This window comes from Rhodothermales bacterium (genome assembly GCA_040221055.1).
In the GTDB taxonomy this organism is placed as follows: Bacteria; Bacteroidota; Rhodothermia; order Rhodothermales; family UBA10348; genus 1-14-0-65-60-17.
On the sequence record JAVJVN010000009.1, the window covers coordinates 169,938 to 183,057 of the forward strand.

Here is a 13,120-nt window from a genome sequence, read left to right on the forward strand (position 1 = left end):
GGCTCGATATTAAAGGCCCAAACATCGAGTCCGACGCATGATCCGCAGCCTGTTCCTGTCTTTCTTCCTCTTGTTGACCCTGGATGTCCGGGGGCAGGATTCGCGGCAGTCCACCGAAGATCAGGAGGACTCCCAGATCGCCCGCTTCCAGCTCGCGGAGACGTTCATCCAGGCGGGTCAATACGAACGCGCCATTCCCTTGCTGGAAGAATTGAGTGCGTCCAACCCGGCTACACACGTGTTTTACGAGCGCCTCCGGGAATCGTACGAGCAGTTGAAGCGGTACGACGATGCCATCCAGCTCATCGAATCGCGGATAGCGTCAAGTCCGACTCCTGAAGTGTTCATGGTCGAAAAAGCTCGTCTCCAGTTCCTGTCCGGCATGGAAGAACCAGCCCGAGCCACCTGGATGGCCGTCGTGGACCGGCAGCCCTTGTCCCCGTCCGTGTATCTCATGGTGTACCGATCCCTGCTCCAGGTCCGGTTGTTCGACTACGCCATTGACGTACTTGAGCGGGGTCGCCGGGAAATGGAGAGCCCTTCGCTCTTCCAGACCGACCTCGCCCAACTCTACTCGTTGACCTCCCAGCATGGCCAGGCTGCCACGGAATACCTGGCGTTGATCGAAGAGAATGCCGGGCAACTCAATTTCGTGAAGAGCCGACTCGGGCAATATCTCACGGACGATGAATCGGTGGCGGCCAGTTTGACGCCCGTTGAAGAAGCCGTCGCGCGCGCGCCACTGAACCGGTCGTTCCGGGAGCTGCAGGCCTGGTTGTACGTGGAAATGGATCGGTTTTCCGATGCGCTCGCCGTCTACAGTGCGATCGATCGACTGGAGAACGAGGAGGGCAAGACGCTGTTCGGCTTCGGACTCGCGGCGGTCGATGCGGGCGCCTTCGATGTGGCCATGGAAGCCTTCGAGGAAGTCCTGACCCGACACCCGGAAGCCCCATCCGCTCCCGATGCCATGCGCGGGCTTGGACTCATGCAGGAGGCCTGGGCTGAAACCTTGTCTGAGACTGCCGTCGGTCCGGACGGAACCCCCTTGGACTCCCATTACACGCGAGCGCTGGAAACGTATGAGCGTTTCCTTATTGACTATCCCCAGCATGCCCACGTCGCCGACGTACTGCAACGGATGGGGCGTCTCCACCAGGACGTATTCCTCAACATGGAAGCAGCGGAAATGGTGTTGTCGGAAGTCATAGCCCGTTATCCGGGCACTCAGGCGGCAGACCAGGCTGAATTCGACATGGGTCGACTGGCCATCTCAACAGATCGGTTGACCGATGCCCGGATCCGGTTCACGCGACTGGTCACCCGGCTTCGCACGGGGGAATTGGCCGATGCCGCCCGGTTCGAACTGGCCAAACTGCACTTCTACCAGGGTGAATTCGACATCGCAAAGAGTCTGGTCGAGGCCATGCAGGAGCAGACATCCACCGATGTGGCCAACGACGCCATCGAGTTCAAGGTCATGCTGAACGACAATCGTGGGCCGGACTCCCTGGACACGGCCCTCCGCCGGTATGCGCGTGCCATGCTGGAGCAACGGCAACGGCAGACTGCGAATGCCCTTCTGACCCTGAATCATCTGCTGGACGAATTCGGATCCCACAAGCTGGCGGACGATGCCCATTTCCTCAGGGCACAGGTATACGAGGAACTGCAGCAGTATGAGGATGCCATCCAGGCCTGGCTGGAACTGCCCCTCTTCTACCCGAAGTCCTTCCTTGGGGACCGCAGCCTGTTCCAGGCGGCGCGCGTGGCAGATCGGCGCCTGGGTGATGGCGATCGGGCTATTGCCCTCTACGAACGTATCCTGACTGATTTTCCCCGTTCGCTCCTGGTCCGGGAAGCCCGTGACCACATCCGGATTTTAAGAGGTGAGCAGGTATGATGATGCGCATAGTGACCTTGTTGATGCTTGTCGCCCTGACGCGGCCCGGCGTCCTGGCACAGGATGTCCTCGTGCCCATGGATGCGGTGCAGACGGACCACTTGAAAGCCTATGGCGTGGTGTTCTGGGCGCTGGAGCGGAATATCGAGGTGGACTGGCTCCTGAATTACCGCGGTGGCTCTTTCCTGCTGGCCGCAACCGAGCCCGTCCAGTCGGAACTGCGCATTCGTGGCGTGGCTTTCGAGACGATCTCAGCCGCGGCCTCGGCCACCATCATCAGCACGGTTGAGGCCGAGGACAGCAACACGTCCATCGTCCGTCTGGAGAAGGCCCCCGAGATTGCCGTCTATGCCCCGGACCAGACGTTGCCGTGGGACGATGCCGTCCTGCTCGCCCTGAACTATGCAGAAGTACCCTACGACATGATATACGATGAGGAGATCATGTCCGGACGCCTTGAGGATTACGACTGGGTACATCTGCACCATGAGGACTTCACGGGACAATACGGCAAGTTCCTGACCTACCGATCAGCAGCGTGGTATATCGAACAACAGCGGGTCGCTGAACTGTCTGCCCGCAATCTGGGCTTCCGTAAAGTATCGGAGTTGAAATCCGCGGTAGCAGAGGAAATCCGCATGTATGTCGGAGGTGGTGGTTTCCTTTTTGCCATGTGTTCCGGCACGGACACCTTCGATATCGCACTGGCGGCGCATCAAACCGATATCGTGCCGTCGGAATATGACGGGGACCCGATCGATCCCGCAGCGCTCTCGAAACTCGACTTCGAGCGGACGTTCGCCTTCCAGGACTTCCGGCCCATCTTCAATGCGCGGGAATATGAACACTCGGACATTGACTCCGGTCCACCGCCACCCCAGCTGCGGAATCCTGCCGTGGATTACTTCACATTGTTCGAATTCAGCGCAAAGTACGATCCCGTCCCGACCATGCTCACCCAGAATCACGTAGCCACGGTGAAGGGGTTCGTCGGACAGACCACCAACTTCCGTAAACCCCTTGTCAAACCGAACGTCACCATCCTCGCCGAGGCTCCGGGACGGAATGAAGTACGCTATCTGCACGGTGTTTTCGGCGAGGGCACATTCACGTTCTACGGTGGACACGACCCGGAAGATTACCAGCACTTCGTGGGTGACGAGCCCACCGACCTCTCCCTGCACAAGCACTCCCCGGGCTACCGGCTCATCCTCAACAACATCCTTTTTCCGGCTGCGAAAAAGAAGAAACAAAAAACCTGATGGCTGACCCGCGTCCCGAACGTCCCGTTTCCGTTTCCCGGTGTGTCATGAGCGAGTTGGTGCTGCCCAATGACACGAACGGCCTTGGGAATCTCATGGGTGGCCGACTGCTCCACTGGATGGACGTTTGCGCCGCCATTTCCTCCCAACGGCACGCCGGGATGGTCTGCGTGACAGCTTCGGTCGACAATGTGGAGTTCCACTCACCCATCCTGCAGTCCGAAATCGTCGTCCTCGAAAGCCAGGTGAACCGGGCCTTCCGTTCCTCCATGGAAATCGAGATCAATGTCTATGCCGAGAACCCGCGGAAGAACACCCGTCGACATTGCAACCGTGCTTATTTCACCTTCGTGGCCGTCGGCGCGGACGGCAAGCCCGTCGTGGTACCGGCCTCCCGCCCAGAAACCCCGGAGGAGCAGGAAAAGTCCAATGCGGCCATGCGTCGGCGTGAGTTCCGCTTGCTCCTGTCCGGTCGGATGGAGCCCTCCGATGCCGTACATGTCCAAGACTACCTCGCATCGTTCAGGAGTGCGTAGGGAACGCCTGTTGGCACTCCTGGTGCTGCTGGCTGCGTTCGTGGCCGGTAATCCTTCCGACGGACGGGCCCAGGGCCGCAGCCACCACCTCGAAATCGGCGGCATGGTCGGCCGCTTGTCCGGTCTCTCCGTCAAGGTTGCCGGAAGCGGCCCCACGGCTCGTTCCTACGACGCCCACCTGTCCTTCAATGCGTCCGGGTACGCATCCCTTTCCGGCCACGTCCTTCGGGAGCGTCCGCTCAAGGACAGTCCCTTGGTGACCTTCCTGGGACCGGGACTGAACCTCGGATTGGACGATTCGGAAGTTTTTCTTGGGCCATCGGCCGAATTGGGTGTATTTTTCGCATTGTCCAGGTATCGCGCCTTTCTTCAGCTCGTGCCTCAATTGCATCTCGTCCCGGAGTTGCGGGGAGATGTACTCGCCGCCGCCGGACTGCGACTCACCTTTTGAATCCCCCTTTCCTTGTTGTATCGTCGTGTTCTGATTACGGGAGCCAATGGCCTGCTCGGCCAGCAGCTTGTCCGCCGGATGGGTGGGCAGCCCGAGTATGATGTGCTGGCCACCGGACTTGACGATGAACCCCGGTTCTCGGGTGGCTCCTGCGGATACGCCCGACTGGATGTGACGCAGCCGGAACGGGTAAAGGAAGTCTTCCTGGATTTCGCGCCCGACGTGGTCATCAACTGCGCTGCCATGACCAATGTGGATGCGTGCGAGGCCAACAAGGAGGCGTGCTGGCAACTCAATGCGGACAGCGTGGAAACCCTGGCCAGGAGATGTCTGCAGACAGGAGCCCGTCTCGTGCAGTTGTCCACGGATTTCATCTTCGATGGCGAGCACGGACCGTATCGGGAAAATGCACGTCCCAACCCGCTTTCGTATTACGGACGATCCAAGTTGGCTGGCGAAAATGCGGCGCGTGGAGCCGGTATGGATCGCTGGGCCATCGTTCGAACCGTGCTCGTTTATGGCCATGCCGAGGGTCTGACCCGGTCGAACATCGTGCTCTGGTTGCTGGACAAGTTCTCCCGTGGTGAGTCCGTGAACATGGTCACCGACCAGTGGCGAACGCCAACGTATGCACCCGATCTCGCCGCCGGCGTCGAGCGCCTCATCCGGTTCGGAAAACATGGCGTCTACCACCTGTCCGGTCGGGATTTCATGTCCATCCATGAACTGGCCCTCGAGACCGCTGAGGTTTTCGGGTTCGATCCCGGTCTCATACAGCCTGCCACGGCTTCCACTTTTTCCCAAGCCGCCCGGCGACCCGCCCGGTCGGGCTTCATCATCCTCAAGGCCGAAACGGAGGTCGGGTACAATCCCCGGCCATTCCGGGAGGCGCTTGTCCATCTCGGACAGGAACTCGGCTTGAAAACCTATGCCTGAACATGCTTGACATCCAACTTCTTCGCGAGTCTCCCGAACGGGTCCGAAAGGCCATCCAGGACAAGGGAACCGGGCAACCGGACCTGGTCGATCACATCCTTGAGGCCGATGCCACGTGGCGGGACACGGTAACGCGGACGCAGCAACTCAAGACCGACGCCAACGCTGCCGCCCGACAGATCGGTGAGCTCATGAAGAGTGGTGAGCGCGACAAGGCCCAGGACCTGATGGCCCGGACGGCGGCCGCTAAAAAGGATCTTCAAGCCCTGGAACAGGAGGCCCGCCAGCAGGAGGAAGCGCTCGAGGGCTTGTTGCTGGAAGTGCCGAACATCCCACATCCATCCGTTCCCGTCGGACGCACTCCGGACGAGAATGTGACTGCTTTCGAGTGGGGGTCCCCCCCATCCTTCAACTTCGAGCCCAAACCCCATTGGGAACTGATCGAAGATCTCGGTCTCGCGGATTTCGATCGCGGATCCAAGGTGACCGGTGCCGGATTTCCCTTTTACCTGGGTGCCGGCGCGCGCCTTCAGCGGGCTCTGATCCAGTTCTTCCTGGATACCGCCGTCCACGAAGGCGGCTATACGGAAGTCCAGGCCCCGCTCGTCGTCAACGAGGATTCGGCACGAGGAACCGGGCAATTGCCGGACAAGGAGGACCTCATGTACGAGGCCAGGCGGGACGGGCTCTACCTCATCCCCACCGCCGAGGTCCCCGTAACGAATTTCCATCGCGACGAAATCATTGACGAAGCAGACCTTCCGCTGACGTATTGCGCCTATACGCCCTGCTTCCGACGGGAAGCAGGTTCACATGGCAAGGATGTACGCGGTCTGAATCGCTTGCACCAATTCGACAAGGTGGAACTCGTCCGGTTCGTCGTTCCCGATTCCAGCTACGATGAACTGGAAATCCTGCGGGACGACGCAGAGCGCATCCTGCAGTTGCTCGGACTGCCTTACCGACGATTGTTGATGTGCACGGGCGACATGGGCTTCACCCAGTCGAAAAAGTATGACCTGGAGGTCTGGAGCGCCGGGCAGCAGCGGTGGCTCGAAGTCAGCTCGATTTCGAATTTCGAAGGCTTCCAGGCCCGCCGGATGCGCATCCGCTACCGTCCCGAGGGCGGCGGCAAACCGCAGATCCTGCATACCCTGAACGGCAGCGGCCTGGCGGTCCCACGCATTGTTGCCGCCCTGCTTGAAAACGGTCAGCAAGCCGATGGTAGCGTCATGCTGCCGGAAGTCCTCCACCGGTACATGGGTACGGACCGGATAGGCGCCTGACGAACCACCGGCGACGGTAGGACTACCGACCTCTATTAGGGCGTGTTCACACTACGCCCTGGCTGCTCAGCCCGCCATTTCCGGCGTGGTCACGCCACCCGATCCATCTCCACCGGTCTTGACGGACTGCGTGGCGGCTTTGGCGGAGTCGCCGGGAAACTGCTGGATGTGATCGGTCTGCACGGGCTTGCCCTTTCCGGCTTTGGTGGGCGATGCTTCGTGAATATAGAAGTCCGAATCCGGAAGCGTATCGACGAAGGAGCGAACCTTGGCGGCAGCCGTTCGCATGGTATGATCGGCGTTGGCGCGGACCGCGCGCAGCTCCGACTCCAACCGCAACTCGAGCAGGTCGAAGGCGTGCGCGAACAGCGCCTTGTCCTTCTCGAATTCCGGATGATCCTGTGCGGTGCGCATGAGGCGGTCCATCTTGGACAGCGATGCACTCATGGCGAACAGGTAAATGCCGGAATTGGCCAACCGGGCCTGGGTTGCCTGATGCGTCACGATGTCATTCTCGTGCCATTTACTGGCCATCTTGAACATGTGTGCGTGCTTCTGGATGAGCTGGGACAATCGCTCCGCATGCGCCTCCAGGGAAGCATGCACGCCCTTCACGGCCGGCGCTGAGCGCTTGAAACCGAGGTACAACTCGGCGGCGAGTGGAATGGCCCGACTCAGAATCCTGGGATTGATGGCATTGCGCAGGAATCGTCCCGTATTCCCGAGGAAGGACTCGTCCGAATCCCAACCAAGGGCGTCCTTGATGCCGAGCATCTGTTCGGCCAGTTGCTTGCCGCCATACGCAAACACGAAGGGCTGCATGACTTCGTTGGAGCCCTCCACTATGCGGTGGATCCGGTTGTCCCGCCAGGCGCGCTCCACTTCGTGCTCGGTCATGTAGCCTTCGCCGCCCATGATCTCCATGGCATCGTCAATGACTTCCCAACCCAGCTGCGAGCAGAATACTTTCGTCATGGCCGTTTCGACCATGATATCCTTGTCACCGCGGTCAAGCATGCCCGTCATGGTGTACAGGACCGCGTCGGCGGCCCAGGTCCATGCATACATCCGGGCAATCCGCTCCTGGACAAGTTCGAACTCCGCCAGCGGGCGACCGAACTGATAGCGGGACTGGACCCACTTCGTGGACTGGGCGGCCGAACGTTTCGCCGCGCCCGTAATCCCGGCGCTGAGCGTACAGCGACCGAAGTTCAGACACGTCAGGGCCACGTGCAGCCCCCTGCCTTCCTCATGGAGCAGGTTTTCCCGGGGCACTTTCACGTCCGTGAACCGGATCCGCGCCTGCCACGTTCCCCGGATGCCCGTCTTCGAACGGTTCTTCTCAAAAATATCCACGCCTTCCATGTCCGGCGTCAGGATGAGTGCCGTCACGGCATCCCGCTCCTTGCCCTTGACCACCACGCGCTGGTTGGCCATGACCGTCAGGATGCCACTCAACGCTCCCGACGTGCTCCACTTCTTCTCTCCGTTCAGGATGTAATGGGATCCGTCCTGAGACAGTACACAACGCGTTTCCTGTCCTGCGGCATCGGAACCCACGTTGGGCTCGGACAGGCAGAACGCGGACAATGTTTTGCGGGCCACCATCGGGAGATACGCGGCTTTCTGCTCTTCGGTACCGAACAGCATGATGGCCTTGCATCCAATGGACTGATGCGCCGAAACCATGACTCCGGTCGACCCGCAGTAGGCACCGATCATCTCCAGCACCCGGTTGTAGCTCGTAATACCCAGCCCCAGGCCGCCATAGGACTCGGGGATGGTCATCCCCATCACGCCCATGTCGAACAGGCGCTGGATGACCCAGTCGGGGATGTATTGCTCCTGGTCGATTTCAATGGCCGGATGCTCGTTCTTCAGGTACACCTCGAGCTCGTCCAGCAATCGATCGCATTTTGCCCGCTCCTCATCCGATTCCGCTGGGAACGGGAAAATCAGTTCCGGACGGAATCGCCCCCAGAACAGGTTCTTGGCGAAGCCCAATTCGTCCGGCTCCGGACCCATCATGCGTTCGATATCCTGGATCATTTTCTGATCCTGTGCGGAAACGTTCTTGAGCTTGAGCGTGTCGAGTCCCATGGTCGATCGGAGGTTGAGTGAGCAATGACCCGCCCTTTTGCCGGCCGGGTACAGTCAGTATTCCGGGCACCAAATACGGTTCCAGAACGTCATTCTGGCCGGTGAACAGTGTTAAGTTCAGGATTGCTATTTTCCACTGTTCAGCGCACTGGAACACGAATTCAATCATCATCAATTTTCTGTGAACGCGACTTTTTCATCCCGGCTGATGGCCCTGCAGACGGAACGTCGATCCGTGGTCTGCGTCGGCCTGGACCCCGATCCGTCACGGCTGCCGACCCACCTCGGTACCGATCCCCATGTTGCCACCCGGGAGTTCTGCCTGCAAATCATCCGGGCCACCAAGGAGTCGGCTTGCGCTTACAAATTCAATTTTGCCTTCTTCGAGGCGCTCGGGTCCACGGGGCTGGACATCCTGTCCGAGACGGTAGCCGAGGCCAGAAACCATGCGCTTACCATCGCCGATGCCAAACGGGGAGACATCGGCAACTCAGCCTCCTTCTATGCATCGTCCGTGTTTGCTGATCTGGGATTCGACAGTGTAACCGTCGCCCCGTACATGGGCCGCGATTCAGTGGAGCCCTTCCTTCAACATGCGGGTACGTGCGCGTTCATCCTGGCCCGGACGTCCAATCCGGGAGGTGATGATTTCCAGCGGATGGACGTTGCCGGTAGGCCGCTGTACGAGCACGTGGCACGATCCGCTGCCGATTGGGCGTCCGCGCTGCCGGCCGAGGCAGGTCTGGTCGTCGGAGCCACGGACCTCGATGCGCTGGCCCATCTGCGCCGGATCCTGCCCGACACCCCTTTCCTCATTCCCGGTGTAGGTGCCCAGGGAGGCGCGCCGGGAGCCGTCATGCAGGCCAACGGAGGAGGTCCGGTACTGGTCAACAGCAGTCGTGGAATCATCTACGCTTCGCAGGATCGGGATTACGCAGCCGCCGCTGCCCGGGCCACCCGACAACTGGCCGACGAACTCCGCGAGGTGCAGCCATGACGGAGCAGCGGGAATCGTTGGAACAGCGCGGACCAACCGCGCAGACCGGCCTGCATCGCGTCGTTCGCATGACCTTCCGTACCGAAGCCGTGCCCGAGTTCCTGGAGATTTTCGCGGATGTCGTGGCCGATATCCGCCGGCAACCCGGCTGTCTGCACGTTGAACTCATGCGCGACGCACAGTGGCCCGACGTGTACGCCACATTCAGCGTCTGGAAATCCGAAGCCGCCTTGGAGGCCTACCGGCAGACGCCGTTCTTCCGCAAGACCTGGTCGCTGACCAAAGCGCTGTTCGCCGCCCCCCCACGTGCCGAGAGCTACGGACCTGTCAGCACTACGCAGGAGCCCGCGTCAAAGCGTAACCGATAGTCCGGCGTGGAGCGATCTTCCCGGGGCCGGCAACCCGGTCTGTGGCTCCACGACCGCATCCAGGATGTTCCGGACACCGATCCGGATATCCACGAACGTCCCTGCGTCCGAGACGACCGACCGCCAGCGGACCTGGCCGTCCAGCGTTGCTGCACCTTCCAGTCGATCCGTACCGGGTGACGGAGACATGCCCCAGGAAGGCCCGCGGTAGGACACCGACGCCCGTACCGCCCATCGCTGCAGGAACGTACGTTCCACATCCACCCTACCCAGCCTCTCCGGCTTTTCGATCATGCGTACCGACGCGCCATCCTGACGTGCCCGATGCCACATGACGGAGGCGTGTGCATCCATTCGAACCCGCCCGGGCATCGAGATACCGACGACGCTTTCGACTCCGGTGGTATGACTTCCGTCCAGGTTGACACGCCGTCGCTTCGTCCCTTCCAAGGTTTGCACCCACTCCTGATCAATCGTGTGACGGGATCGTCGATGAAACGCCGTGACTTCCAGGCCCATGATGTCCCGCGCATACCCCAGGGTCCATTCGCCCATCCACACGGACTCCGGCCGAAGTCCCGGATTTACAACGAATCGGTGCAAGGCCTCACCGAACAATTCCCGCAGCGTCGGAAAACGTGCTTTCTTTCCGGCTGCGGCCTGGAGCCACCAGTGGTCCCCATGACGATACTGCCAGGTGGCATGAGCCGTCCAGTCCAGGAATGGATCCCGTCGGGGTTTTTCTCCGGTCACAGGCATGAACTGTGCATCGAGGCTCCCGCCTGCACCCCACCGCATCGCCGACCCCAGCCTGCCTGCAACATCCACTCCGGACGACAGCAGGATCTGACCGAATTGTTCGTTGAGTCCAGGCACGCTTCCCTCCGGGAGTGGCATGTCCCGTTGATGATGGGTTGACCCCGTACCGAAAAGCGACCATGTCACCCGCGCTCCGCGCCATGTCGATTGTGTCCGGGACCGGAAACCGACGGACCGGTCCCGATCCTGCTGTCGCCCGTCCGGTGCGGCATAGTTGCCGTCGGGGAAGTCGTGGATGACCTGCCCGAACCGGGTCCACCACAGGGAAAGATCCCAACCGGGGAGCGGGCGTCCTCCGGCAATGAGGGTCGAGAACGTCCAGTCGGGATACCGCCAATAGCGGACTGCTCCGGATTCCGCTGGAAGATGTCCTTCGGGTGCCACGCCTTTCCGCCCGTCGACGTGCAGGATCGAGAAGGCGAGCCGATTGGACCACGACACACGTCCGAACACGGTTCCCCTGTGCATGTCGGTATTGGTTCGCCAGCGTCCTGCCTGGTTGAAGGGCAATTCCGCATTGTCAGGTACGGGAAGTCCGCTGCGTCCGAGCAGGGAGGCCATGCCGATCCAGGACCAGGCGCGACCGGATCCGGACACCAATCCGTGGACATGCCGCTCCTGGCCTGTTCCAGCACGTACCTCCATCTCTACCAGGCCCTCCGGATCCAGGACCGACCGGGTCTCCAACTGGATGACACCGCCAGCCGTGTTGGGTCCGAACGACGACGACGCAATTCCCCGGACCACCGTCATTCCACCCAGCACGGACGCCGGAAGCATGTCCAGATCCATACGATTGTCCCACGGAATGTTCAGTGGGGCGCCGTCGAGCAGCAAGGATACTTGCCGCTCGCCGGCGCCCCGGATGTAGACCAGGTGTTCTCCGCGGGAGTTGGTCTGGATGTGGGCTCCGGGAACCAGCTCCAGGACGTCGGCCACTCCGACGCCACCCAAGCCTGCCAGTCGAGCCAGGGAGGTACGATACACGGACGAGCCGTTCGGAAAGGTCGAGCGAGGCTCAGCGCCGGCTGAAATGACGATTCCCGCCAGATCATACTGGCGCAATGAATCCGGAGGAAGCGTACTCCCATCCTGAGCTGAACACACGTCGGCAAAGAGACACAGGTACAGGAAGGCCCGTGCGACGCGACGTGTCCATCCGGAACCCACCCGACCCATCAAATGATGGTCCCGTCGGGAATCGTGGCGTTTTTCGGGATGACCACAATGCCGTCCCGGATGCACCAGTTCGGTCCATCGGCTTCCGTCAACCCGTCCCGGTTCCGGATGACGCATCCCTTGCCAATGCTGGCATTCCGGTCAATGATGGCATGCTCGATCACCGTATCGTCCCCCACTCCCGGAAATGCCGGACCCAGCGTGGTCGGCCGAATGTCCGGATCATGCCAGCGGAAAAAATCCGCCCCCATCATGATGGTGTTGCTCATGGTAACGTTGTTACCGATGAAGGACCGGATCCCGATGACGCAGTTCGTGATCTTGGCATTCCCGATGACACTGGCCTCAGCCACCAGGGAATTCTCCACGAATGACTTCTCGATTTTTGCCGGCGGGAGCATGCGGGCATTTGTGTAGATCGGCATGCGGGGATTGTACATGTCGAATTCGGGCGACTGACCGGCCAACATCAAGTTGGCATCAAAGAATGACCGGATGGTCCCGATGTCGCTCCAGTACCCGTCGAATGCATAGGAAGCAACCCGTTGTGAGCCAATAGCATTCGGGATTATCCCCTTGCCGAAGTCGTGGGCACCGGGCGCATCATCCAACAGTTTCTTGAGCACACCCCTGCTGAACACATAAATGCCCATGGAAGCCAGGAAGGTACGCCCGGCGGCCGTCATGGAAGGCGAAACCGGGCTTTCCTTTCCAGCCAACGAGTCCGCTGAAGGCTTCTCGTGGAACTCCGTGATGAATCCGTCTTCGTCGGTCTTCAGGATGCCGAATCCGGGAGCATGGTCGGCGTGAACGGGAATGGTGGCAATACTGATATCCGCGCCGGAGCTGACATGGGCATTCAGCATGAGCCGGTAGTCCATGGTATACAGTTGATCTCCGGAAAGGATGAGCACATGCTCATACCGGTAGTTGACCAGGTGCTGCATGACCTGACGAACCGCATCGGCCGTTCCCTGGAACCACTCCTTCGAGTCAGGGGTCTGTTCGGCAGCCAGGATGTTCACGAACCCGTCCCTGAATCGGTCGAACCGATAGGCCTGGGAAATATGCCGGTTCAGGCTCGCCGAGTTGAACTGCGTCAGGACAAAGATCCGATTGATATCGGAATTGATGCAGTTGGAGACCGGTATGTCGATAAGCCGGTATTTTCCCGCAAGGGGAACCGCGGGCTTTGAACGCATTTGCGTCAAGGGATACAGGCGTGTACCTGCGCCTCCGCCCAGGATGATGGCCAGCGTATTTGCAGGATCATACGGCATGAG

General features: G+C 60.5%; 11 protein-coding genes. 8 read left to right on the plus strand and 3 right to left on the minus strand.

Annotated elements, in window-relative coordinates; all coding sequences use genetic code 11:
- The first annotated feature begins 37 nt into the window (after positions 1-37).
- Genes RIE53_03410 through serS form a run of 6 tightly spaced genes read left to right on the plus strand, consistent with a single transcriptional unit; the run spans position 38 to position 6,374 of the window.
- Positions 38-1,903, plus strand: a complete 1,866-nt coding sequence (locus RIE53_03410; protein ID MEQ9103722.1) for a tetratricopeptide repeat protein — start codon at positions 38-40, stop codon at positions 1,901-1,903.
- Between the two features lie 23 nt (positions 1,904-1,926).
- Entirely contained in the window at positions 1,927-3,165 is a 1,239-nt protein-coding gene (locus RIE53_03415; protein MEQ9103723.1) for an asparagine synthetase B, read from the plus strand.
- 47 nt (positions 3,166-3,212) lie between these two features.
- Positions 3,213-3,701: an acyl-CoA thioesterase gene (locus tag RIE53_03420; protein MEQ9103724.1), complete on the plus strand. Its 489-nt coding sequence runs from the start codon at positions 3,213-3,215 to the stop codon at positions 3,699-3,701.
- The gene (locus RIE53_03425; protein ID MEQ9103725.1) at positions 3,664-4,152 is read left to right on the plus strand and encodes a hypothetical protein; all 489 of its coding nucleotides are present in this window, start codon (positions 3,664-3,666) and stop codon (positions 4,150-4,152) included. Before RIE53_03420 ends, RIE53_03425 begins: the two co-directional genes overlap by 38 nt.
- 12 nt (positions 4,153-4,164) lie before the next feature.
- Positions 4,165-5,088, plus strand: a complete 924-nt coding sequence (gene rfbD / locus RIE53_03430) for a dTDP-4-dehydrorhamnose reductase (GenBank protein MEQ9103726.1) — start codon at positions 4,165-4,167, stop codon at positions 5,086-5,088.
- Positions 5,089-5,090: 2 nt separating this feature from the next.
- A complete protein-coding gene (serS, locus tag RIE53_03435) occupies positions 5,091-6,374 on the plus strand; it encodes a serine--tRNA ligase (GenBank protein MEQ9103727.1) in 1,284 nt (427 codons plus the stop codon).
- A gap of 66 nt (positions 6,375-6,440) precedes the next feature.
- Here the strand turns inward: serS and RIE53_03440 are convergent, their stop codons facing one another.
- Positions 6,441-8,474, minus strand: a complete 2,034-nt coding sequence (locus RIE53_03440) for an acyl-CoA dehydrogenase family protein (protein MEQ9103728.1) — start codon at positions 8,472-8,474, stop codon at positions 6,441-6,443.
- Between the two features lie 181 nt (positions 8,475-8,655).
- On the opposite strand from RIE53_03440, the gene pyrF reads away from it, so the two are divergent.
- Together pyrF and RIE53_03450 are read left to right on the plus strand one after the other, a co-directional pair.
- Positions 8,656-9,471: an orotidine-5'-phosphate decarboxylase gene (gene pyrF, locus RIE53_03445; GenBank protein MEQ9103729.1), complete on the plus strand. Its 816-nt coding sequence runs from the start codon at positions 8,656-8,658 to the stop codon at positions 9,469-9,471.
- Positions 9,468-9,839, plus strand: a complete 372-nt coding sequence (locus tag RIE53_03450) for a putative quinol monooxygenase (protein ID MEQ9103730.1) — start codon at positions 9,468-9,470, stop codon at positions 9,837-9,839. Before pyrF ends, RIE53_03450 begins: the two co-directional genes overlap by 4 nt.
- Here RIE53_03450 and RIE53_03455 read toward each other — a convergent pair.
- Together RIE53_03455 and RIE53_03460 are read right to left on the minus strand one after the other, a co-directional pair.
- On the minus strand, positions 9,822-11,645 hold the full coding sequence (locus tag RIE53_03455; protein ID MEQ9103731.1) for a TonB-dependent receptor plug domain-containing protein: 1,824 nt from the start codon (positions 11,643-11,645) through the stop codon (positions 9,822-9,824). The two genes, RIE53_03450 and RIE53_03455, sit on opposite strands and share 18 nt — an antisense overlap.
- A 191-nt stretch (positions 11,646-11,836) precedes the next feature.
- Complete coding sequence (locus tag RIE53_03460) at positions 11,837-13,117, minus strand: glucose-1-phosphate adenylyltransferase (GenBank protein MEQ9103732.1); 1,281 nt, start codon at positions 13,115-13,117, stop codon at positions 11,837-11,839.
- Positions 13,118-13,120 lie beyond the last annotated feature (3 nt).